At 71.3% G+C, this 22278-nt stretch carries 18 protein-coding genes and 1 pseudogene; 6 read left to right on the top strand and 13 right to left on the bottom strand.

Annotated features, from left to right (window positions below):
* Positions 1-64 precede the first annotated feature (64 nt).
* On the bottom strand, positions 65-2212 hold the full coding sequence (locus ACIP94_RS07530) for a serine/threonine-protein kinase (protein ID WP_402420900.1): 2148 nt from the start codon (positions 2210-2212) through the stop codon (positions 65-67).
* Between the two features lie 520 nt (positions 2213-2732).
* The gene (locus ACIP94_RS07525) at positions 2733-4439 is read right to left on the bottom strand and encodes a glycerol-3-phosphate dehydrogenase/oxidase (protein WP_402420897.1); all 1707 of its coding nucleotides are present in this window, start codon (positions 4437-4439) and stop codon (positions 2733-2735) included.
* A gap of 268 nt (positions 4440-4707) precedes the next feature.
* On the opposite strand from ACIP94_RS07525, the gene ACIP94_RS07520 reads away from it, so the two are divergent.
* On the top strand, positions 4708-5916 hold the full coding sequence (locus tag ACIP94_RS07520; RefSeq protein WP_402420895.1) for a nucleotide sugar dehydrogenase: 1209 nt from the start codon (positions 4708-4710) through the stop codon (positions 5914-5916).
* A 728-nt stretch (positions 5917-6644) separates the two neighbouring features.
* On the opposite strand, the gene ACIP94_RS07515 is transcribed toward ACIP94_RS07520, so the two are convergent.
* The 4 genes from ACIP94_RS07515 to ACIP94_RS07500 all read right to left on the bottom strand — a co-directional run bounded on the left by ACIP94_RS07515 (position 6645) and on the right by ACIP94_RS07500 (position 11170).
* Entirely contained in the window at positions 6645-7769 is a 1125-nt protein-coding gene (locus ACIP94_RS07515; protein WP_402420892.1) for a GuaB3 family IMP dehydrogenase-related protein, read from the bottom strand.
* A gap of 173 nt (positions 7770-7942) precedes the next feature.
* Positions 7943-9448 (bottom strand): IMP dehydrogenase, encoded by a 1506-nt coding sequence (gene guaB / locus ACIP94_RS07510; protein ID WP_402420889.1) that lies wholly within the window; start codon positions 9446-9448, stop codon positions 7943-7945.
* 278 nt (positions 9449-9726) lie between these two features.
* Complete coding sequence (locus ACIP94_RS07505) at positions 9727-10302, bottom strand: sigma-70 family RNA polymerase sigma factor (RefSeq protein WP_030571403.1); 576 nt, start codon at positions 10300-10302, stop codon at positions 9727-9729.
* Positions 10303-10558: 256 nt separating this feature from the next.
* The gene (locus ACIP94_RS07500) at positions 10559-11170 is read right to left on the bottom strand and encodes a response regulator transcription factor (RefSeq protein ID WP_003948568.1); all 612 of its coding nucleotides are present in this window, start codon (positions 11168-11170) and stop codon (positions 10559-10561) included.
* A gap of 378 nt (positions 11171-11548) precedes the next feature.
* On the opposite strand from ACIP94_RS07500, the gene ACIP94_RS07495 reads away from it, so the two are divergent.
* Entirely contained in the window at positions 11549-11881 is a 333-nt protein-coding gene (locus ACIP94_RS07495) for a WhiB family transcriptional regulator (RefSeq protein WP_310765088.1), read from the top strand.
* A 109-nt stretch (positions 11882-11990) separates the two neighbouring features.
* On the opposite strand, the gene ACIP94_RS07490 is transcribed toward ACIP94_RS07495, so the two are convergent.
* Entirely contained in the window at positions 11991-12887 is an 897-nt protein-coding gene (locus ACIP94_RS07490) for a LysR family transcriptional regulator (RefSeq protein WP_402420884.1), read from the bottom strand.
* Between the two features lie 80 nt (positions 12888-12967).
* On the opposite strand from ACIP94_RS07490, the gene ACIP94_RS07485 reads away from it, so the two are divergent.
* From ACIP94_RS07485 to ACIP94_RS07475, 3 genes are all read left to right on the top strand, one after another.
* Positions 12968-13642, top strand: coding sequence for an MOSC domain-containing protein (locus ACIP94_RS07485; protein WP_402420881.1), 675 nt, complete (start codon positions 12968-12970; stop codon positions 13640-13642).
* 89 nt (positions 13643-13731) lie between these two features.
* Positions 13732-14505 (top strand): SDR family NAD(P)-dependent oxidoreductase, encoded by a 774-nt coding sequence (locus ACIP94_RS07480; RefSeq protein WP_402420879.1) that lies wholly within the window; start codon positions 13732-13734, stop codon positions 14503-14505.
* A gap of 77 nt (positions 14506-14582) precedes the next feature.
* Entirely contained in the window at positions 14583-15290 is a 708-nt protein-coding gene (locus ACIP94_RS07475; protein ID WP_402420877.1) for an ester cyclase, read from the top strand.
* A gap of 124 nt (positions 15291-15414) precedes the next feature.
* On the opposite strand, the gene groL is transcribed toward ACIP94_RS07475, so the two are convergent.
* From groL to ACIP94_RS07460, 3 genes are all read right to left on the bottom strand, one after another.
* Positions 15415-17040 (bottom strand): chaperonin GroEL, encoded by a 1626-nt coding sequence (groL, locus tag ACIP94_RS07470; protein ID WP_402420874.1) that lies wholly within the window; start codon positions 17038-17040, stop codon positions 15415-15417.
* Between the two features lie 148 nt (positions 17041-17188).
* The gene (gene groES / locus ACIP94_RS07465; RefSeq protein WP_234513400.1) at positions 17189-17497 is read right to left on the bottom strand and encodes a co-chaperone GroES; all 309 of its coding nucleotides are present in this window, start codon (positions 17495-17497) and stop codon (positions 17189-17191) included.
* A gap of 213 nt (positions 17498-17710) precedes the next feature.
* Positions 17711-18538 (bottom strand): polysaccharide deacetylase family protein, encoded by an 828-nt coding sequence (locus tag ACIP94_RS07460; RefSeq protein ID WP_402420871.1) that lies wholly within the window; start codon positions 18536-18538, stop codon positions 17711-17713.
* 182 nt (positions 18539-18720) lie between these two features.
* On the opposite strand from ACIP94_RS07460, the gene ACIP94_RS07455 reads away from it, so the two are divergent.
* Positions 18721-19893: a methyltransferase domain-containing protein gene (locus ACIP94_RS07455; RefSeq protein WP_402420868.1), complete on the top strand. Its 1173-nt coding sequence runs from the start codon at positions 18721-18723 to the stop codon at positions 19891-19893.
* Positions 19894-19908: 15 nt separating this feature from the next.
* Here ACIP94_RS07455 and ACIP94_RS07450 read toward each other — a convergent pair whose 3' ends face one another.
* The 3 genes and pseudogenes from ACIP94_RS07450 to ACIP94_RS07440 form a co-directional block, all read right to left on the bottom strand.
* Positions 19909-21171 carry an RNA polymerase sigma factor gene (locus ACIP94_RS07450; RefSeq protein ID WP_402420866.1) on the bottom strand — a complete coding sequence of 421 codons (1263 nt, stop codon included), beginning with the start codon at positions 21169-21171 and terminating at the stop codon, positions 19909-19911.
* A gap of 44 nt (positions 21172-21215) precedes the next feature.
* A complete protein-coding gene (locus tag ACIP94_RS07445) occupies positions 21216-21572 on the bottom strand; it encodes a YciI family protein (protein WP_402420863.1) in 357 nt (118 codons plus the stop codon).
* Positions 21573-21780: 208 nt separating this feature from the next.
* A pseudogene (locus ACIP94_RS07440) lies at positions 21781-22263 on the bottom strand (LCP family protein); the annotation flags it as partial.
* Positions 22264-22278 lie beyond the last annotated feature (15 nt).

Here is a 22278-nt window from a genome sequence, read left to right as displayed (position 1 = left end):
ACCCGGGGATGCCATATCTCCCCACGACACGACCGCGCGGAACGTCAGTCGGGCGCTCGGTACGTCACGACTTCGGCCGGAAGGTCCCGGTCAGCGTCTTCCAGGTGTTCGTCCGCAGGTCACCGTCCCAGCCATCGGACTTCGCCGTGTACATCAGCCCGTATCCCTGATGCGAGTTGACGACGAATCCACGGTCGATCACCCGGTTCGTGGTACCGCCGTCGACGTAGGTGAACTCCCAGTCGGCCGTGTTCCAGCCCTTGTACTCCACCTTCTCGATACGGATCTTCTTGTACTGAGGGCGTGTCATGTAGCGCGACTGGTCCTCCCAGTCCGCGACCGGGTCGCCCTTGGGTGTGGACGTCCAGGCGATGAGCAGCCGCTGCCCGTCAGGCCCCGTGAAACGGTCTCCGGCCGAGTCCGACGACTGGTACTTCCAGCCCTTCGGCAGCCCGATGGAGTACCCCTGACCGCCCTTGTACGTGGTCACCGAGCCGCCGTCGCCACCCGATGAACCGGAGGAGGTGGCGTCACCGCTCTCTCCGGGGGCCGGCGAACCGCCTGCGGTGTCCTGAGGGTCCGGTCCGTTCGTCCCCGTGCCGTTCGTGCTGCCGCTGTCCGTGTGCGTGCTGCCGCCGCTGTGGCCGCTTCCGTTTCCGCTCCGGGCGGTCGGGCCGCTGGTCACGGCGGTCTTGGTGCCGCCCTTCTTGCCGTCCTGCTCGCCGCTGTCGCCGCCGTGCAGGGTGAGCGCGAGCACCGTGCCCAGCACGGCCAGCGCGACGACGACCGCCACGATCACCAGCGTCCGCTTCGGCACCACGTCGGTGAGCGGCGCCCGCGGCGGCTGCGGCGGGCGCGTGGGCCGGTCCGGATCCGGCAGTATGGGCCATCCCGAACTCGGCTTCGTGGAACCGGAGTTCGACCCGGTGGTGCCACTGCCGCTCCGCACACCCGCGGAAACCGGCCCCGAGCCTGACGAGCCAGATGACCCGGATGACCCGGACGAACCGGCCCGACCGGACGACCCGGGTGACGCGGACGACCCGGATGAACCGGCCCGACCGGCCGGCCCCGGCGTCCCGGCGGCGGGCGTCTTGGGGCCCGGGACACCCGTGTCCTCGGACGCCTTCTCCGCCTCCGCGCCCGAGGACTTGGTCCGCGCGGAGGTCGCGGCGGCCGTGGCCGCACCCAGCGACGCCGCGGACTTGCGCACGGACCTCAGCGCCCCGCGCAATCGCTGGGCGGCCTCTTCGCCCCGCTTGCCCCCGGGGGCCGCGGCTCCCTCGCCCGCGTTCTTCCCGGGCACCGGCGGCAGCGCCACGACCCGCGTCACGTCGGCCGGCACCTCCTGCTTCGGATCCGGCGCGTGGATGACCTCGTTGAGCATGGCCCGGGCGCCCGCGTCGTCGAGGCGCTGCTGCGGATCCTTGGCGAGCAGGCCGTAGATGACGCTCTTCAGCGGGCCCGCGTTCTTCGGCTCCTCCAGGGGTTCGGTCATCACCGCCGTCAGCGTGGCGATCGCCGACCCCTTGTCGTACGGAGGGACGCCCTCGACCGCCGCGTACAGCAGTCCGCCGAGCGACCAGAGGTCCGCCGCCGGGCCCGGCTTGTGCCCGCGCGCCCGCTCCGGCGAGATGTAGGAGGGGGCGCCGACCAGCATGCCGGTGGAGGTGATGGAGGGGTCGCCCTCGACCTGCGCGATGCCGAAGTCCGTGAGCACGACCCGGCCGTCTTCGGCGATCAGCACGTTGGACGGCTTCACGTCGCGGTGCAGGATGCCCTCACGGTGCGCGGCGCGCAGCACGTCGAGCACCACGAGTCCGACCTCGGCGGCGCGCTTGGGCTCCAGCAGGCCGTCCTCGCGGATGACCTCGGCGAGGGACTTGCCCTCGATCAGCTCCATCACGATCCAGGGCCGGTCGTCCTCGTGGACCACGTCGAAGACCGTCACGGCGCCGTTGTTGCGGATCCGGGCGATCGCCTTGGCCTCCCGCAACGTACGCGTGATCAGCCGGCGCTTCTCGTCCTCGTCGATGCTCGACGGGAACCGCAGCTCCTTGACGGCGACCGTGCGGCCCAGGGTCTCGTCCTCGGCCCGCCACACCGTGCCCATGCCGCCGCGGCCGAGTACGTCTCCCAGCCGGTACCGCCCGGCGAGGAGACGTTCGCTCTTGTCCTGACGGGATGTCCCCGCCCGCTCCGCCTCCGACATGCGTCCCCTCATGCAACCCGCCCTGACAGAGCCTCCATTGTCCCTCACGCGCGGACCGCCCAACGCCCAGGGTGCCCCTGGTTCGGCGGGTCGCCCCACGCCGGAGGGCACTGGGAAGACGCACCGGAGCACGAGCGAGGCCCGGGCGGGCGCCCCCGGGGGCCCGGTGTGCACCGTTGACGCCCGCTGTGTCCCCCCGGCGCGCTCGTGCGCCGGATCATGACGGCCGCTCACATGGAAGCAGAGTGCGCGTCACAGCCACCACCGACCACCGTCGTGGCCCCGCCTTCCGGCTGAACACGGACGGGTGCCCGGAATGCGGCCCGGAACGGGCCCGCCTACGGGCGCATTCCGTCCCGCACCCCGTGGAACGACCCGGTCCCGAACAGCGATCCCGAATTGCGCCACCCGTTCGGGTGAACCCCGGTACGCCCCAGCGCCCCATCGCTCCCGGCCCCCCGCCCCACCCGGCACCCCGGCGCGCTCGCACCCCGGCGCCCGGCTGCCCGGCCCCCGGCCGCTACAGCGGCACTATGTCCGGCGCCCCCAGCCTCGCCGCGTCCGCCGTCAGATCGTCGGGCTGACGCTGCGACTCCCGCTCCGCCTCCACCCGCTTCTCGTAGTGCTCCACCTCCCGCTCTATCTGGTCCATGTCCCAGCCGAGCACCGGGGCCATCAGCTCGGCCGCCTCCCGGGCGCTGCGCGTGCCGCGGTCGAACGTCTCGATCGAGATGCGGGTCCGCCGGGTCAGCACATCGTCCAGATGCCGGGCGCCCTCGTGCGACGCGGCGTACACCACCTCGGCGCGCAGATAGTCGTCGGCCGCGTGGAGCGGTCCGCCCAGGGAGGGGTCGGCTGCGATCAGGTCGAGCACCTCCTCCGCCATCGCGCCGTAGCGGTTCAGCAGGTGCTCGACCCGGACCACGTGCAGTCCGGTGCCCGCCGCTATGCGCGCCCGCGCGTTCCACATCGCCCGGTATCCCTCGGCGCCCAGCAGGGGGACGTCCTCGGTGACGCACTCGGCCACCCGCCGGTCGAGGCCGTGCACCGCCTCGTCGACGGCGTCCTTGGCCATCACCCGGTACGTCGTGTACTTGCCGCCCGCGACGACCACGAGGCCGGGCACCGGGTGCGCCACGGTGTGCTCACGGGAGAGCATGCTGGTGGCCTCGGACTCGCCGGCGAGCAGGGGCCTGAGGCCTGCGTACACACCTTCGACGTCGTCCCGCGTGAGCGGCACCGCGAGGGCCGAGTTCACATGCTCCAGCAGATAGTCGATGTCGGCGCTGGAGGCGGCGGGGTGTGCCTTGTCGAGGTTCCAGTCGGTGTCGGTCGTGCCGATGATCCAGTGCCGGCCCCACGGGATGACGAAGAGGACGGACTTCTCGGTTCGCAGGATCAGACCCGTCGTCGAGTGCACCCGGTCCTTCGGGACCACCAGGTGGATGCCCTTGGACGCCCGGACGTGGAACTGGCCCCGCTCGCCCACCATCGCCTGGGTGTCGTCGGTCCACACCCCCGTCGCGTTGACGATCTGCTGGGCGCGGACCTCGTACTCCCCGCCGCCCTCCACGTCCTGGACCCTGGCGCCGACGACCCGCTCGCCCTCGCGCAGGAAGCCGATGACGCGGGCGCGGTTGGCCGCCTTCGCGCCGTACCACACGGCGGTGCGCACCAGGGTGGCCACGAAGCGGGCGTCGTCCACCTGCGCGTCGTAGTACTGCAATGCGCCGACCAAGGCGTCCTTCTTCAAGCAGGGCGCGACACGAAGGGCGTGACGGCGGCTCAGGTGACGGTGCAGCGGCAGCCCCCGGCCGTGACCGCGCGCCATCGACATGGCGTCGTAGAGCGCGACGCCCGAGCCCGCATACAGCCGCTCCCAGCCCCGGTGCTGAAGGGGGTACAGGAACGGGACCGGCTTCACGAGATGGGGCGCCAGGCGCTCCAGCAGCAGACCGCGCTCCTTGAGCGCCTCGCGGACGAGCGCGAAGTCCAGCATCTCCAGATAGCGCAGGCCGCCGTGTATCAGTTTGCTCGACCGGCTGGAGGTGCCCGACGCCCAGTCACGGGCCTCGACCAGGCCCGTGGACAGGCCGCGGGTGGCGGCGTCCAGCGCCGTGCCCGCTCCGACCACGCCCCCGCCCACGACCAGCACGTCCAGCTCGCGCTCGGCCATGTCCGCCAGTGACTCGGCACGCTGCGCCGGCCCCAGTGTCCCTGTCCTCACCGCTGCCTCCCGCCATGTCGCGCCGGCCACACCCGTCAAGCGAGACCCGGCTCACCTCTCCTCATGCCCAAAGTGTGACCGTGATGCCCGACTTCGGCCACCACGCACCGGCAGCCTGTGGACAAACACCCGAGGAAACGCGCGCAGTCAATCACGCAAATCGGTCATATTTACTCCTAGTCTGACATTGCCCTTGTCTCTCGCTCATTCTGTCCACAGCGGTTGCACACCTCTCCCGCTTCGGTTACTGGGAAGGACGGCCCACGCCATGCCCGCAGATCTCGCCGTCATCGGACTCGGTCATCTCGGCCTGCCCCTGGCCCAGGCCGCCGTCGCGGCCGGCATCCCGACACTCGGGTACCGGACAGGTCCCGAGGCCGGCTCCCTCACCGCCGCCGAACTGCGCCGGATGCTCGCGCGGGGCTTCCGGCCCACCTCCAGCCCCGTCGAACTCGGCCGCGTCCGCACCGCCGTCATCTGCGCCCCGGCCCCGCGCGGGGCGGACGGCGCCCCCGACCTCACCCAGGTGGAGGCAGCCGCCCGCACCCTCGCCGGGCGGCTGCGCCCGCACACCACCGTCATCCTGGAGTCACCTGTCCCGCCCGGCACCACGGAGAAGTTCCTGCGTCCGCTCCTCGAAGCGGGCTCCGGGCTGCGCGCGGGCCGCGACTTCCACCTCGCCTACTCACCGAGCCGCGTCGACCCCGGCAACCGCGACTTCGGGGCCGCCAACACGCCCAAGGTCATCGGCGGCCTCACCCCCGCCTGCACGGAGTCCGCCGCCGCCTTCTACGGGCGTCTGACCGACAAGGTGGTACGCGCGCGTGGGCCACGCGAGGCGGAGACCGTACAGGTGCTGGAGACGAACTACCGGCAGGTCAACATCGCCCTCGTCAACGAAATGGCGGTGCTCTGTCATGACTTGGGCGTCGACCTGTGGGACGTCATCCGCTGCGCGGAGACCAAGCCGTTCGGCTTCCAGGCGTTCCGCCCCGGCCCCGGCGTCGGCGGTCACGCCGTCCCCCAGGACCTGACGGGCCCGTCCGGGCGCGCGCTGCGCATGGTCGAACTGGCGCAGCAGGTCAACAGCCGCATGCCCATGTACGTCGTGCAGCGCGCCGCCGCCCTCCTGAACGAGCACGGCAAGTCGGCCCGTGGCGCCCGGGTCCTGCTGCTCGGTGTGACCTACAAGCCGGACCTCGCCGACCTCCAGGGCTCCCCCGCGCACGAGATCGCCCTGCGCCTGATGGAACTGGGCGCGTCCGTCAGCTACCACGACCCGCACGTCCCGGCGTGGAGCGTCCTCGACCGCCCGATCCCGCGCGCGGACTCCCTCTACGAGGCGGCAGCCGGCGCGGACCTGACCATCCTGCTCCAGCAGCACCGCACCTACGACCTGCAAGGCCTGTCGGTGAAGGCCCAGCTTCTGCTGGACACGCGGGGCGCCACGCCCACGGGGGCGGCGCATCGGTTGTGAAGGGGGGCGCGTCCGCTGCCCGAGCCTCCGGGGACGGTGGCACGGGGGGCGGCCGCGCCGCTACGGTACGGCAGGCGGGGCCCGTCGCCGAGGGCATGGCGGCGGACTCCGAACGGTGCTGCGGAGTGTCCACCCCTATTTCTCCTGGGGGTGGCCGCTCACCATCCGAACATCCGCAAGATCCACCTCCTGCGGAGCCGGATCACCCGACGGCCGATCCGGTACCGTACAACAAAAGGCGGAGCCCACCGCAATGGGCGTTGCGGCAGGCTCCTGAATGGTGAACAGAGTGTCCACCCCTATCTCTGTTGGGGGTGGCCGCTCACCATCCGAACATCCGCAAGATCCACCTCCTGCGGCACTTCACCATCCACAGACGGATCCGGTCCCGGCGGGTGGGCTTGCGGTGACGGCCCATGGGCGCGCCCCCTTCCATGACGCCGCCCAGTTGCCCGGTGGACGGCCCATCGGAACTCGGGCCGGGCCCCGACCGGCCGGGGTCCGGAACCTTGTCCCTGGAAGGGGGCGCCCCAGAGAACGGGGTCGCCGAACACGGACACTATCGGCTCGACACGGCCGTCCCTCACGCTTTCGTCTCCAAGGCAACCGTGCGCCCCTCCGCAGCAAAACGCGCCCCCACCTGGGCACTTGGACACACAAAGGGGCCCGGTTCACCCATCGGAGTGAACCAGGCCCCTTCGTCCGCTCAAGCCGAGCGCGGCGTCATGTCACCGCCGGTGCTGTGAGTCCGCCACCGTGACCTCGACCCGCTGGAACTCCTTCAGCTCGCTGTAGCCGGTGGTGGCCATGGCCCGGCGCAGGGCGCCGAAGAGGTTCATCGAGCCGTCCGGGGTGTGCGAGGGGCCGGTGAGAACCTCCTCGATCGTGCCGACCGTGCCGAGGTCGACCTTCTTGCCGCGCGGCAGCTCCTCGTTGACGGCCTCCATGCCCCAGTGGTGACCCTTGCCGGGCGCGTCCGTGGCGCGGGCCAGCGGGGAGCCCATCATCACGGAGTCGGCGCCGCAGGCGATCGCCTTGGGGAGGTCGCCGGACCAGCCGACGCCGCCGTCCGCGATCACGTGCACATACCGGCCGCCGGACTCGTCCATGTAGTCGCGTCGGGCCGCCGCCACATCCGCGACCGCCGTGGCCATCGGGACCTGGATGCCGAGCACGTTGCGCGTGGTGTGCGCGGCGCCGCCGCCGAAGCCGACCAGGACGCCGGCCGCGCCGGTGCGCATCAGGTGCAGGGCGGCGGTGTAGGTGGCACAGCCGCCGACGATCACCGGGACGTCGAGCTCGTAGATGAACTGCTTCAGGTTCAGCGGCTCGTGCGAGTGGGAGACGTGCTCCGCCGACACCGTCGTACCGCGGATGACGAAGATGTCCACGCCCGCGTCCACGACGGCCTTGGAGAACTGGGCCGTGCGCTGCGGGGAGAGCGCGGCCGCGGTGACCACGCCCGAGTCGCGCACCTCCTTGATGCGCTGCCCGATCAGCTCCTCCTTGATCGGAGCCGCGTAGATCTCCTGGAGGCGGCGGGTGGCGGCCTCGACCGGCAGCGCGACGATCTCGTCGAGGAGCGGCTGCGGGTCCTCGTACCGCGTCCACAGGCCCTCGAGGTTCAGCACGCCCAGGCCGCCCAGCTCGCCGATGCGGATCGCGGTGGCCGGGGAGACGACCGAGTCCATGGGGGCGGCCAGGAAGGGCAGCTCGAAGCGGTAGGCGTCGATCTGCCAGGCGATCGAGACCTCCTTCGGGTCCCGCGTACGGCGGCTGGGGACGACGGCGATGTCGTCGAAGGCGTACGCCCGGCGGCCGCGCTTGCCGCGCCCGATCTCGATCTCAGTCACGTCTGTGGCCTTTCCCTGATGCGTTTCAGCGTCTTCCAGTATCGCCGACGGCCACGACGGGGGCTCCCCCGGACGCAGGGCGAGGGCGGCCCGGAAGCCGCCGGACCGCCCTCTGAGGTCGCCCGCGCTCCACGCGCGCGGGGCTCGTCACCCGCGCTCCACGCGCGCGTGCGTCACTTCCTGCTGTAGTTCGGCGCCTCGACCGTCATCTGGATGTCGTGCGGGTGGCTCTCCTTGAGGCCCGCGGACGTGATCCGGACGAAGCGGCCCTTCGCCTGGAGGTCGGGGACCGTCTTGCCGCCGACGTAGAACATCGACTGGCGCAGACCGCCCACGAGCTGGTGGACGACCGAGGAGAGCGGGCCGCGGAAGGGCACCTGGCCCTCGATGCCCTCCGGGATCAGCTCGTCGTCGGAGGCGATGCGCTCCTGGAAGTAGCGGTCCTTGGAGAAGGACTTGCGGTCGCCGCGAGACTGCATGGCACCCAGGGACCCCATGCCGCGGTACGACTTGAACTGCTTGCCGTTGATGAAGAGCAGCTCGCCCGGCGACTCCTCGCAACCGGCGAGCAGGGAGCCCAGCATCACCGTGTCGGCGCCCGCGACCAGGGCCTTAGCGATGTCACCCGAGTACTGCAGACCACCGTCGCCGATGACCGGGACACCGGCCTCCTTGGCGGCGAGCGAGGCCTCGTAGATGGCGGTCACCTGCGGCACACCGATACCGGCGACCACGCGGGTGGTGCAGATGGAGCCCGGGCCGACACCGACCTTGATGCCGTCCACACCGGCCTCGATCAGGGCCTGCGCGCCCGCGCGGGTGGCGATGTTGCCGCCGATGACGTCGACGCCGGACGAGTTCGACTTGATCTTGGCGACCATGTCGCCGACCAGCCGGGAGTGGCCGTGTGCGGTGTCGACGACGATGAAGTCGACACCGGCCTCGATCAGCGCCTGGGCGCGCTCGAAGGCGTCGCCCGCCACGCCGACCGCGGCACCGACGATGAGCCGGCCCTCGGCGTCCTTCGCGGCGTTCGGGTACTTCTCCGCCTTGACGAAGTCCTTGACCGTGATGAGGCCCTTCAGGACGCCCTCGTCGTCGACCAGCGGAAGCTTCTCGATCTTGTGGCGGCGCAGCAGCTCCACGGCCTCGTCGCCGGTGATGCCGACCCTGCCGGTGACCAGGGGCATCGGGGTCATGACGTCGCGCACCCGGCGGGAACGGTCGTTCTCGAAGGCCATGTCACGGTTGGTGACGATGCCGAGCAGCTTGCCCGCGGGGTCGGTGACGGGGACACCGCTGATGCGGAACCTGCCGCACAGGGCGTCGGCCTCGGCCAGGGTGGCGTCCGGGTGGATGGTGATGGGGTTGGCCACCATGCCCGACTCGGAGCGCTTGACCAGGTCGACCTGGTTGGCCTGGTCCTCGATGGACAGGTTGCGGTGCAGTACACCGACGCCGCCCTGGCGGGCCATCGCGATCGCCATGCGCGATTCGGTGACCTTGTCCATGGCGGCGGACAGAAGCGGGATGTTGACCCGGACATTCTTGGAGACGTACGAGGTGGTGTCGATCTCGTCGGGCGCCATGTCCGACGCGCCCGGCAGCAGCAGCACGTCGTCGTAGGTCAGCCCGAGTGTCGCGAATTTCTCGGGCACTCCGTCGACGTTGGCAGTCATGACACCTTCCCCAAATGGCCTTGATCGGTGCGGATGTCCATGCTAACGGGAAGCGTGGGTATCTCATTCCACGGCGGGGAGTGACCCTCGGCTTCGTATGTTCGTACGGAGACGACGGTCCGCCGGTTCGGACGCGGGGCCGGCGGGGCCGTACGGCGCGCGGCCGGAGCGGTCCCCGACGCCGCCGAACCGCGCCTTCTGGCTGGTCGCCGTTGCGACGGTGAAGAAACCGCGGCCGCGGACAGGGGCCGCGGCACGCGGGGACGACAGAGGTGCCGCTACTGCTCGGCGAGCGCGCGCAGCCTGCTCAGCGCCCTGTGTTGCGCCACCCTCACCGCTCCCGGTGACATTCCCAACATCTGACCTGTTTCCTCCGCGGTCAAGCCCACGGCGATACGCAGCAGGAGCAGCTCGCGCTGGTTCTCGGGAAGGTTGGCCAGCAGTTTCTTGGCCCACTCGGCGTCGCTGCTCAGCAGCGCCCGCTCCTCGGGGCCCAGGGAGTCGTCCGGGCGTTCGGGCATCTCGTCCGACGGGACCGCCGTCGAGCCGGGGTGCCGCATCGCCGCACGTTGCAGGTCCGCGACCTTGTGCGCGGCGATCGCGAAGACAAACGCCTCGAACGGGCGTCCGGTGTCCTTGTAGCGCGGCAGCGCGAGCAGCACGGCCACGCAGACCTCCTGCGCCAGGTCCTCGACGAAGTGCCGCGCGTCACCGGGCAGCCGCGACAGCCGCGTACGGCAGTAGCGCAGGGCCAGGGGGTGAACGCGCGCGAGCAGGTCATGGGTTGCCTGCTCGTCGCCGTCGACGGCGCGGTGGACGAGCGCACCGATCACCGTTGTCTCGTCGTCGCGCATCGGTCCATGGTGCCTTGGCGTCGTCCGATCCGTGGCACCGCGTCCGTAGTTGTGCACCGAAGCGTTATGAGCAGGTGCGCCGGAACCCATCGCCTGCGCCCTCCCCTCCCGCTCGTCCGACTCGTCCCCGAGGAACTCCACACCTCAAGGATGCGGCATCCGCGGCGAAACGAGCAGCGGGCACCCGGCGGGCCCCGTTGCGGGCCCCGCCCACCCTGCGGTAGGCGGGGATCTGCGTACCCCCGCGGTGGTCCACTTAGCGGACCAGGCCCCATCGGAAGCCGAGCGCCACGGCGTGCGCACGGTCCGAGGCGCCGAGCTTCTTGAACAGCCGGCGCGCATGCGTCTTGACCGTGTCCTCGGAGAGGAACAGCTCACGGCCGATCTCCGCGTTCGAGCGGCCGTGGCTCATGCCCTCGAGGACCTGGATCTCGCGTGCGGTGAGCGTCGGCGCGGCACCCATCTCGGCCGAGCGCAGCCGGCGCGGGGCCAGCCGCCAGGTCGGGTCGGCGAGGGCCTGCGTGACGGTCGCCCGCAGTTCCGCGCGCGAGGCGTCCTTGTGCAGGTATCCGCGCGCGCCGGCGGCGACCGCGAGGGCCACCCCGTCCAGGTCCTCCGCGACGGTGAGCATGATGATGCGTGCACCGGGGTCGGCGGACAGCAGCCGCCGGACCGTCTCGACGCCGCCCAGACCGGGCATGCGTACGTCCATCAGAATCAGGTCCGAACGGTCGGCACCCCAGCGGCGGAGGACTTCCTCGCCGTTGGCCGCCGTCGTCACGCGCTCGACACCGGGCACGGTCGCCACCGCGCGGCGGAGCGCCTCTCGGGCAAGCGGGGAGTCGTCGCAGACGAGGACGGATGTCATGACCGCCCTCCGCAGCTGATGCGCGTCACCTTGAGCCTCCAGGCTGGTACGAATCGTCACCTGAGCGGTCGACGCCCTCGGACGCCTGCCCGAGCGCTTGTTGTTTCAACCGCCTCCGCACTCTCAACGATGGTCACTCGAAAGAGTTACGGTGCAGCAAGTCGTCTTCGGCACTGTACGTGAGGGCGCGGACACGGTGCATACATGCGCGGCGGACCCTCGAACTTTCATCACAACCATGCCCCATTTAGCCGCTTTTCTTCCCGTTTGCTGGTGTCTAGGGCTAGATTCTCAATGAGTCATATTTTCATATCCTTAGATCGTCGATGTACGGTCAGGGGCAGGTATCCGCCCAAAACGGCAACAAGGGGACACGCAATGGCAGATTTCTCCCGCCTTCCCGGTCCGAACGCGGATCTGTGGGACTGGCAGCTCCATGCGGCCTGCCGTGGGGTCGACAGCTCGCTCTTCTTCCATCCGGAGGGAGAACGCGGGGCGGCCCGGAGCGCTCGTGAGAACTCGGCCAAAGAGGTCTGCATGAGGTGCCCCGTACGCGCCGAGTGCGCGGCCCACGCACTGGCGGTGCGCGAGCCGTACGGCGTATGGGGCGGACTGACCGAGGACGAGCGCGAGGAGCTCATGGGGCGGGCACGGAACCGGCTGGTTCCGGCATCGACCTCCAGCGGGGGCTCCGCCGCCTCGAACAACTGAAGGAACGTTTCAGCACGACGGGCACGCACGAGCGTGCCCATTTTTGGGGTACGCGGGTCCTCCGGGAGTACCGCGGCCGCAACTCAGGCGGCCCCCTTCGCGGACCGGGCTAGCGCACGGCCGCCCGCGCCAGTTCCTCCAACGTCGCCGCCACCGCCGGTACGTGCGCCAGATCCGGCAGCGTCAGGGCGACGATCTCCCGCCGCACCGCGGGTTCCAGCGCCACCGGGCGCACCCCCCTCGGACGTACGGACTCGATCGCGAGCTGGGGCAGCACGGCCACGCCGAGCCCGGCGCCCACCAGGCCGACCACCGCCGGATAGTCGTCGGTCGCGAAGTCGATACGGGGCGCGAAACCGGCGCTCTCGCACACATCCACCAGATGCCCCCGGCAGCGCGGACAGCCCGCGATCCACGGCTGCCCGGCGAGTTCGCCGATGGCGACGGACTGCGCACGGGCCAGCCGGTGCCCCTCGGGGACGAGGGCGACCAGCCGGTCGGTGAGCAGGGGGCGTACGAACAGGTCCTCCCACTCCTTGGCGCCCGCCGCGCCCTCGTAGCGGAAGGCGAGCGCCACATCGCAGTCGCCCGCGCGCAGCTTCTCGACGGACTCGGGCGGCTCGGCCTCCTCCAGGGAGACCCGGGTGCCGGGGTGCGCGGCGCGCAGGGCGGCGAGCGCGGTGGGGACGAGTGTGGAGCTGCCGCTCGGGAAGGAGAGAAGACGGACGCGGCCGGCCCTCAGCCCCGCGATGGCGGCGACCTCCTCCTCCGCGGCGGTCAGCCCGGCGAGGATGCCCGACGCGTGCCGCACCAGCGCCTCGCCGGCCTGGGTCAGGCGTATCTCGCGGCCGGTGCGGACGAGCAGGGGCGTGCCGACGGACGCCTCCAGCGCCTTCATCTGCTGGCTGACGGCGGGCTGGGTGCAGCCCAGCTCTCGCCCCGCCGCCGAGAAGGAGCCGGTGGCGGCCACGGCGCGCAGCACACGGAGATGACGGGCCTCGATCACCCTGTGAGCATAAGGGCATCTTGGGTACGGCGGCACATATCACGTCGACGCTTTGACCCGCCGTCCCCTACCGTGCGGGCATGAAGCTTCTTTCTGTAAACCTGGGCCGCCCCAGGTCCGTGGCCTACACCGACCAGCCGGAGGGTCTGACCGGCATCGACAAGCGGCCCGTGGACGGGCCGGTGCGGGTGGCGGCGCCGGGGCCCCGGGGGGCCGGCGCGAGCGGGCTGGCCGGGGACGCGGTGTGCGACCTGCGCTTCCACGGCGGCGACGACCAGGCGGTGTACGCGTTCGCCCGGGAGGACCTGGACGCCTGGGAGCGGGAGCTGGGCCGGGAGCTGCCGAGCGGCTCCTTCGGCGAGAACCTCACCACCGAGGGGCTGGATGTGTCGGGCGCCCGGATCGGCGAGCGCTGGCGCATAGGGCCCGAGGTGGTGCTGGAGGTGACCTCGGGCCGGATACCGTGCCGCACCTTCCAGGAGCATCTGGGTGAGCGAGGCTGGGTCAGGCGGTTCACCCGGCAGGGCGCCCCCGGCGCGTATCTGCGGGTGATCACGCCGGGTGAGCTACGGGTCGGTGACGCCGTGGAGATCGTGCACCGGCCCGACCACGACATCACGGTCGCCCTCCAGTTCCGGGCGTCGACCACGGAACGGCACCTGCTGCCGCGTCTGTTGGCGGCGGGCGACGCGCTACACGCGAACATCGCGGAGTCGGCGCGGCAGTACGCGCGCGAGCAGGCCGGGGGGAACTGACGTGACACCCGCGGACGTTGGCGGCGGAGCCGGTGAAATCCCGGGTCCGGCGGGCGGACGCGCTCAGTCCGGGTCACTATCGTTGGCGCATGACAACGGCTCTGATTACGGGATCGACCGCGGGCATCGGCGCCGCGTTCGCACGGCGGCTCGCCGCCGACGGCCATGACCTCGTCCTCGTGGCACGGGACACCAAGCGGCTGCGCGAGCAGGCGACGGAACTGCACGACCGCCATGGCATCGAGGCGGAGGTGCTGACCGCGGACCTGGCCACCGACGAGGGTATCGAGGCGGTGGCCGGGCGCCTGTCCGACCTCAGGAACCCGGTCGATCTGCTCGTCAACAACGCGGGCTTCGGAAACAAGGGCCGTTATCTCGACGTGCCGATGGCCGACGAGCTGCGGATGCTCAAGGTGCACTGCGAGGCCGTGCTGCGGCTGACCAGCGCGGCGGCCGAGGCCATGCGCACGCGCGGGCGCGGCGGCATCGTGAACGTGGCCTCGGTCGCGGCGTTCGTCCCGCGCGGCACCTACGGCGCGTCCAAGGCGTGGGTCGTGCAGTTCACCCAGGGCGCGGCCCGGGACCTGGCCGGATCGGGCGTACGGCTGATGGCGCTGGCGCCGGGCTTCGTGCGCACGGAGTTCCACGAGCGGGCAGGCATGGGGACGGACAACATCCCGGGCTGGATGTGGCTGGACGCCGACAAGCTGGTCGCCTCCGCGCTCGCGGACCTGGCCCGGGGCAAGACGCTGTCCATTCCGGACCCGCGGTACAAGGCGCTGATGGGTGTGGTGAAGGTGACGCCGCGTGCGCTGCTGGGCGGGATCACCTCCCGGACGGGGCGCAGGTACGGGCCGCAGTGACCGGCGGAGGTGACGTCGCCGCTCCGGTGGGAAAATGGCCATGACCGAACCGGACGCAGCGCGCCGGAGGCGACGTCATGACCTTCGTACAGCTCATCGAGTGCAAGACGGACCGGTTCGAGGAGATGAACCGGCTGATCGACGCGTGGGTCGAGCAGACGAGGGGGAAACGCACGGCCACGCACGACCTGGTCGGCAGAGACCGGTCCGACGGGTCGCACTTCGTCGAACTCCTGGAGTTCCCGTCGTACGAGGAGGCGATGCGGAACTCGAACCTGCCCGAGACCGGCAGGATCTTCCAGGAGATGGTCGCCCTGTGCGACGAGATGCCCGTCTTCACGGATCTCGACGTGGTGCGCGACGAGCAGTTGTGCACGGACACCGTGCGGCGCTTCTTCGACACCCTCTCGACGGCGGGTGAACTGCCGCCGCTCAACGACCTGATCACGGAGGACTGCCACAGCCACGATCCGGTCAATCCGCAGGACACCATCGGACTGGACGCGATCCGGCGCGAGTGCCGGGTGTGGCGGGACGCCTTCGACTTCACCTTCACCGCCGAGGACGTGGTCGCGCAGGGCGAGCGGGTCTGCGCCCGATGGGCCTGGAAGGCCACGCACCAGGGCGAGTTCCTCGGGATCGCCTCCACCGGACGACAGGTCACCATGACCGGGATGACCCTGTTCCGGCTCGGGCCGGACGCGAAGATCGCCGACATCTGGTGGCAGTACGACCAACTGGGGCTGATGGAGCAGCTCGGCGCGCTCGACGCGCTGGAGACCTGAGGCCCCGGGCCCGACGCGGCGGGCACGGGGCCCCGTCCCGGGCGTCACCGGCGCCGGAACGCGCCGAGGCCCGGCGCCCCGTGTTCAGGGGGCCGGGCCTCGGTCGGCTCGTGGGGATCAGCCGTCAGTGGGCGTGGCCGTGGCCGTGACCCGCGGCCGCCGGCTCCTCCTCTTCCTTCTTCTCGACGACCAGCGTCTCGGTCGTGAGCAGCAGGGAGGCGATGGAGGCGGCGTTCTCCAGGGCGGAGCGGGTGACCTTGACCGGGTCGATGACGCCGGCCTTGATCAGGTCGCCGTACTCGCCGGTGGCGGCGTTGTAGCCCTGGCCCTTCTCCAGCTCGGCGACCTTGGAGGCGATGACGTAGCCCTCCAGGCCCGCGTTCTCGGCGATCCAGCGCAGCGGCTCGACGACCGCGCGGCGCACGATGGCGACACCGGTGGCCTCGTCGCCCTGCTTGCCGAGGCCGCCCTCGAGCACCTTGGAGGCGTGCACCAGCGCGGAGCCACCACCGGAGACGATGCCCTCCTCGACCGCGGCGCGGGTCGCGGAGATGGCGTCCTCCAGACGGTGCTTCTTCTCCTTCAGCTCCACCTCGGTGGCGGCGCCGACCTTGATCACGCACACACCGCCGGCCAGCTTCGCGAGGCGCTCCTGGAGCTTCTCGCGGTCCCAGTCGGAGTCCGTGGTCTCGATCTCGGCCTTGATCTGGGCGATGCGGCCCGCGACGTCCTCGGGCTTGCCGCCGCCGTCGACGATGGTCGTGTCGTCCTTGGTGACCGTCACGCGGCGGGCGGAGCCGAGCACGTCCAGGCCGACCTGGTCGAGCTTGAGGCCGACCTCCTCGGAGACGACCGTGGCGCCGGTGAGGACCGCCATGTCCTGGAGCATCGCCTTGCGGCGGTCACCGAAGCCGGGGGCCTTGACGGCGACCGCGTTGAAGGTGCCGCGGATCTTGTTGACGACCAGGGTGGACAGGGCCTCGCCCTCGACGTCCTCGGCGATGATCAGCAGCGGCCTGGAGGAGCCGGCCTGGATGATCTTCTCCAGCAGCGGCAGCAGGTCCGCGATGGCGGAGATCTTGCCCTGGTGGATGAGGATGTAGGGGTCGTCGAGGACGGCCTCCATGCGCTCCTGGTCCGTCACGAAGTACGGCGACAGGTAGCCCTTGTCGAAGGCCATGCCCTCGGTGAAGTCCAGCTCCAGACCGAAGGTGTTGGACTCCTCGACGGTGATGACACCGTCCTTGCCCACCTTGTCCATCGCCTCGGCGATGAGCTCGCCGACCTGCTGGTCCTGGGCGGACAGCGCGGCGACGGCGGCGATGTCGGACTTCTCGTCGATCGGGCGGGCGGTGGCCAGCAGGTCCTCGGAGACGGCCTTGACCGCGGCGTCGATGCCCTTCTTCAGGGCGGCCGGGGAAGCACCCGCGGCGACGTTCTTCAGGCCCTCGCGAACCAGCGCCTGGGCGAGCACGGTGGCCGTGGTGGTGCCGTCACCCGCGATGTCGTTGGTCTTGGTCGCCACCTCCTTCACCAGCTGGGCGCCGAGGTTCTCGTACGGGTCCTCGACCTCGACCTCACGGGCGATGGTGACGCCGTCGTTGGTGATGGTCGGGGCACCGAACTTCTTGTCGATGACGACGTTGCGGCCCTTGGGGCCGATCGTCACCTTGACCGTGTCGGCAAGCTTGTTGACGCCGCGCTCGAGGGCGCGACGGGCGTCCTCGTCGAACTTCAGGATCTTCGCCATGGAGCGTTTCAGTCCTCTCGAATGCGATCCCCGGCCGCTCCCGGGGAGCAGCCGTCATCGCGGTGAAAACGAACGGCGCCCCCGACGCCCGGCTGATCAACGGTCGCGGGGGCCAGGGGCGCAGCTCAAAGCAGTCTGCTTCGGTGAGTTACTTCTCGATGATCGCGAGCACGTCGCGAGCCGAGAGAACGAGGTACTCCTCGTTGTTGTACTTCACCTCGGTGCCGCCGTACTTGCTGTAGAGCACCACGTCGCCGACCTTGACGTCGAGCTCGACGCGCTTGCCGTCCTCGATGCGGCCCGGGCCCACGGCGAGGACGACGCCCTCCTGGGGCTTCTCCTTCGCGGTGTCCGGGATGACCAGGCCAGAGGCCGTGGTCTGCTCGGCGTCCAGCGGCTGGACCACGATGCGGTCCTCGAGCGGCTTGATGGCAACCTTGGAGCTGGTGGTCGTCACGATCCGACCTCCCCCTTCGGAGATCTCACGGGGTTAACTGTCTGAGGTGGCGACCAGGTGGATCCGTCGTCGCGGGTGCCGGACCTGCCCGTCGCGTGTTGGCACTCTCCAGTGGGGAGTGCCAGGGCCGAGACTATGACCGCGATTAGCACTCGGTCAAGCGGAGTGCCAGTTACCCGTGGCGCGCCGCGTGACCGGGTGCCCCATGCCGGCCTACAGGTAGTCCTCCAGGCGCCCCACCGTGAACCCCCGTGCCTGGATACGGCGCAGAAGCCGCGTCGTCTCGGCGGCCAGCGAGGTGAGGGGGCGGCCCGCTTCATGGGCCAGGACGATGTCCCCCGAGTGGAGCGTCACGCCCCTGCGGTGACGGCCGGCCCCCGGGCCCGGCGCGGGGCGCCACAGGATCAGGGCCTTGATGCCGCAGTCCGCCGCGGCCTCCAGCGTCGTACGGTCGTATCCGCCCTGCGGCGGCCGCAACAGCCGGGGCAGCACGCCCAGCCGCGCCCTCAGCCGGTCGCGCTGGCCGCAGATCTCCGCGCGCTGCTCGTCGTAGGGGCGGCCGCGCAGCGCGGCGTCGTCCAGGGTGTGGTTCTGGATGACCGCGCCGGCGGCCCGCAACCGTGCGGCGCGCGCGTAACCGGGGTCCGCGGCGCTGTCGGCGAGGAACACGCTGACCGGCAGCCGCAGTTCGCGGACCATGTCGACGAACCGGGGGTCGTTCTCGGCGCCCTCGTCGTAGGTCAGGAAGACGACCCTGTCATGGGTGGGAACGCGGTCGAGCACGGCCGGCAGGTGCTCCTCCGCCCGGCCCGGGCGGCGTTTCGGCCGGGGTGCGGGCGCGAGCGGGGCGGGCAGGCCCCAGCGCCGATAGGCCCGCTCATGGGCGGCGGGTGTGGGGTGGACCCGCTGCGCCGCCTTCCTGCCCAGCCGCTCAATGGGGTCGACGGACTGGGCGCAGCCCGCCAGCAGCATGCCGGCGAGCGCTCCGGCGAGCATCGCCCGCAGCCGGCGCCGCCCCCTCACAGGTGGCCCTCCGGGCATGCCACCGCACCGCCCTCGGGCCCGGGCCGGCGCCGTACACCTCTCCTGATACGGTTCGCACGTTTTTGTTCATCTTGTCGTACGAGCTGCATGGTTTCGGATCCTTGCAGCCGCCGAGGGCCACGGCGGGCCGACACCGCGTCCGGACGCACGCCTTCCACCGACTGGCCGACAATGGCCCCGTGAACGCCCTCTCCCTCGACTCCCTGCTCGGCCCCGAGGGCCGCGCCCTCCTCGACGAGGTGCGCGGCACCGCCCCTGCCGAGGAGCTGGCCGTCGCCACCCGGCTGCGCCGCGAGCACCCCGCCGAACTGGTGTCGGCGGCCCTCACCCAGGCGCGGCTGCGCGAGCGGGCGGCGGCGAAGTTCGGGGCCGAGGACGCGCAGCGGATGTTCTTCACCCCCAACGGTGTCGAACAGTCGACGAGGACGACGGTCGCCGTCCATCGCGCGGAGCGGCTGCGGGCGCTCGGCGTGTCCTCCGTCGCGGACCTGTGCTGCGGCATCGGCGGTGACGCGATCGCGCTCGCCCGGGCCGGCATCCGGGTGCTGGCCGTGGACCGTGACCCGCTGACCGCGGCGGTGGCACGGGCGAACGCCGAGGCGCTCGGCCTGTCCGCGCTGATCGAGGTGCGTGAGGCCGACGTCACGGGGGTGGACGTCTCGCCGTACGACGCCGTCTTCGTGGATCCGGCACGGCGCGGCGGGCGTGGCCGCATCTTCGACCCGGAGGCCTACTCACCCCCGCTGTCCTGGGCCGTGGCCACGGCCCTGACGGCGCGGCACGCCGCGCTGAAGGTCGCGCCCGGCATCCCGCACGAGGCGGTACCGGCCGAGGCGGAGGCCGAGTGGATCTCGGACGGCGGGGAGGTGAAGGAGGCGGTGCTGTGGTTCGGCACCGAGCCCGGTCTCGTCCGGGCCACCCTGCTGCCCGGGCCCCGCGAGCTGCGCGGCCGTGGCCTGCCCGATCCGCCGGTGCGCCCGCTCGGCCGCTATCTCTACGAGCCCGACGGCGCCGTCATCCGCGCGCATCTGGTGGCCGAGGCGGCCGAGGAACTGGACGGCGGCCTGATCGACGGCACGATCGCGTACGTGACCGCGGACGCGCACCACGACTCCCCCCATGCCACCGCCTACGAGATCACCGACCGGCTCCCCTTCAACGTCAAGAGGCTGAAGGCCCTGCTGCGGGAGCGGGAGGTCGGGGTGCTGACCGTGAAGAAGCGCGGCTCGGCGGTGGAGCCGGAGGAACTGCGCCGCAAGGTCCTGCCCAAGCCGTACGGCCCTCACGCGGTGACCGTGTTCCTGACCCGGGTGGCCGGAGCACCGACGATGTTGCTGGGGCACCCGGCCTGAGGGGCTCCCCACCGCCTAGCCGCACTCCCGGGCGCGGGCCCGAAGCAGCTCCCGCTCGCGTTCGTTGCGGGCCAGGGCGGCGGCTCGGACGAACTCGGCGCGGGCCTCGACGGGGCGGCCCAGCCGGACCAGTAGATCGCCGCGGACGCTCGGCAGCAAGTGGTAGTCCCGCAGGGCGGGTTCGGTGGTCAGCCGGTCGACGATCTCCAGGGCCGGTCCGGGACCTTCCGCCTGCGACACGGCGACGGCGCGGTTCAGCTCGACGACGGGGGACGGGGACCGGACGGCGAGCAGACCGTAGAGGGTGGCGATGGCGGTCCAGTCGGTCTCCTCGTAGGTGTGCGCGTGCGCGTGGCACGCGGCGATCGCCGCCTGGAGGGCGTACGGGCCGGGCGCGCCGGTGGCGGTCGCGTCGGCGCGAGCCAGGGCGGTGATGCCGCGGGCGATGAGCATGCGGTTCCAGCGGCGGCGGTTCTGGTCCTTGAGGAGGACGGGGGCGCCGTCGGGACCGGTGCGGGCGGGGGTGCGGGACGCCTGGAACTCCAGGAGCGAGGTCAGCGCGTGCGCCTCCGGTTCCTTCGGCATGAGGGAGGACAGGATCCGTGCCAGGCGCAGGGCGTCCTCGCACAGGGAGGGCCGCAGCCAGTCGTCGCCGCATGTGGCCGCGTAACCCTCGTTGAAGATCAGGTAGATGACGTCCAGGACGGAGCCGAGACGGGCCTCGCGTTCGGGGCCGTACGGGACCTCGAAGGCGACGTTGCGCGTCGCCAGCGCGCGCTTGGCCCGCACGATGCGCTGGGCGATCGTCGGCTCCGGGACGAGATAGGCGCGGGCGATCTCCGCCGTCGTCAGACCGCCGAGCAGCCGCAGGGTGAGGGCGGTGCGGGCCTCCGGGGACAGCACCGGGTGGCAGGTGGTGAAGACCAGGCGGAGCAGGTCGTCGTCGATGTCGTCGGGATCCGCGGGCTCCCCGGGCGCGGCGGTGGTCTCCAGGTTCCGGCCGATCTCCGCCAGCTTGCGGGCGTAGCGCTCCCGGCGGCGGACCAGATCGACGGCGCGGTGCCGGGCGGTGGCCATGAGCCAGGCGCCGGGATGGTCGGGCACACCGTCCCGGGGCCACTGCTCCAGGGCCGCGACCAGCGCGTCCTGGGCGAGTTCCTCGGCGATCCCGACGTCGCGGACGATACGGGCGACTCCGGCGACGACCCGCGGGGACTCCAGGCGGAAGACGGTCTCGATGGCGCGGCCGGTGGGGGCGGTGGTGGGCTGCTGTTCCACAGCCCACCATGCAACACCCCTGCCGGGCGTACGCCAAGGAACGGTCAGCCCTCGGCGATCTCGCGCACCTCGCAGGTAACCGTCCAGTAGTCCTCGTGCACCTTCAGAAACCGCTTGGTCCACTCCAGCGCCTCGGCCATGTCCTTGCACTGCATGAGCGCGTAGCCGCCGACGACCTCCTTGGACTCGGTGAACGGCCCGTCGGTGACGGAGAGCTTTCCGCCCTCCCAGCGCACCCGGGCGCCCTGGGCGGACGGGGTGAGCCCGGCGGTGTCGAGCATGACGCCGGCCTTGGTGACCTCCTCGATCAGCTCGCCCATCCGCTGCATCAGCTCGGGGCTGGGGCCCTCTGCGGGGGCGGTGGACTCGTCGATCCGCACGAGCGACAGATAGCGGGGCATGGTGACTCCTTCGGTCCGGAAGCGGCGGGGCCCGTCCCCGCTCTCAACCCATGCGTCGAACGGGCCGCACCCGGATCGACACGGTCCCCGGAATTTTTCGAAGATTTTTTCCCCGACCCCGTTCCGAGCCGTGTTTCCGCAGGTCGTACGGCGTTATCCCGGCCCGGGCCCCGCCCCCGCCGCCTCGCCCTCCCGTGCGGTGCCGTCTTCAGCGCAGGGATGTCCACAGGGTGCGCGCGGCCGGTTCCTTCGCCGCCACACGGTGGGGATCCGACGGCGCGGTCACGACCGGCATCATCACCGTGGTCACCCGGTCCACCGACAGGCCCTTCAGGCTTTCGCCCAGCCGGACCAGTTCCGGCAGCGAGTCCAGGCCGGTGTCGGTGGTCAGGCTGCCCGTGACGGCGTTCGCCACCCGGTAGAGCCTGCTGGGGTCGGTCAGCAGATCGGTCGAGGCGATCTGCTCCAGCAGCGCCTTCACCAGCTGCTGCTGGAGCCCTATGCGGCCCAGGTCGCTGCCGTCGCCTATGCCGTGCCGGGTACGGGCCAGGGCCAGGGCCAGGGCCAGGGCCTGCTTGCCGTCCAGACGGTGGGTGCCCGCCGCGAGACGCAGATGGCTCTTGTCGTCGTCGATGCCCTGGGCGGTGGTGACGGTGACCCCGCCGAGCGCGTCCACCAGCTTCGCGAACCCCGGGACCGGGGACCC

Origin of the sequence: Streptomyces sp. NPDC093261 (assembly GCF_044753645.1) — a bacterium.
Taxonomy (GTDB): domain Bacteria; phylum Actinomycetota; class Actinomycetes; order Streptomycetales; family Streptomycetaceae; genus Streptomyces.
This window is presented reverse-complemented; position numbering and strand designations above follow the sequence as displayed.

Bases quoted from the DNA above. Each gene is read 5' to 3' on its own strand.
- ACIP94_RS07530 (WP_402420900.1), bottom strand. From the start codon at position 2,212: ATGTCGGAGGCGGAGCGGGCGGGGACATCCCGTCAGGACAAGAGCGAA.
- ACIP94_RS07520 (WP_402420895.1), top strand. From the start codon at position 4,708: ATGCCCGCAGATCTCGCCGTCATCGGACTCGGTCATCTCGGCCTGCCC.
- guaB (WP_402420889.1), bottom strand. From the start codon at position 9,448: ATGACTGCCAACGTCGACGGAGTGCCCGAGAAATTCGCGACACTCGGG.
- ACIP94_RS07505 (WP_030571403.1), bottom strand. From the start codon at position 10,302: ATGCGCGACGACGAGACAACGGTGATCGGTGCGCTCGTCCACCGCGCC.
- ACIP94_RS07500 (WP_003948568.1), bottom strand. From the start codon at position 11,170: ATGACATCCGTCCTCGTCTGCGACGACTCCCCGCTTGCCCGAGAGGCG.
- ACIP94_RS07495 (WP_310765088.1), top strand. From the start codon at position 11,549: ATGGCAGATTTCTCCCGCCTTCCCGGTCCGAACGCGGATCTGTGGGAC.
- ACIP94_RS07485 (WP_402420881.1), top strand. From the start codon at position 12,968: ATGAAGCTTCTTTCTGTAAACCTGGGCCGCCCCAGGTCCGTGGCCTAC.
- ACIP94_RS07480 (WP_402420879.1), top strand. From the start codon at position 13,732: ATGACAACGGCTCTGATTACGGGATCGACCGCGGGCATCGGCGCCGCG.
- ACIP94_RS07475 (WP_402420877.1), top strand. From the start codon at position 14,583: ATGACCTTCGTACAGCTCATCGAGTGCAAGACGGACCGGTTCGAGGAG.
- groL (WP_402420874.1), bottom strand. From the start codon at position 17,040: ATGGCGAAGATCCTGAAGTTCGACGAGGACGCCCGTCGCGCCCTCGAG.
- ACIP94_RS07460 (WP_402420871.1), bottom strand. From the start codon at position 18,538: ATGCCCGGAGGGCCACCTGTGAGGGGGCGGCGCCGGCTGCGGGCGATG.
- ACIP94_RS07445 (WP_402420863.1), bottom strand. From the start codon at position 21,572: ATGCCCCGCTATCTGTCGCTCGTGCGGATCGACGAGTCCACCGCCCCC.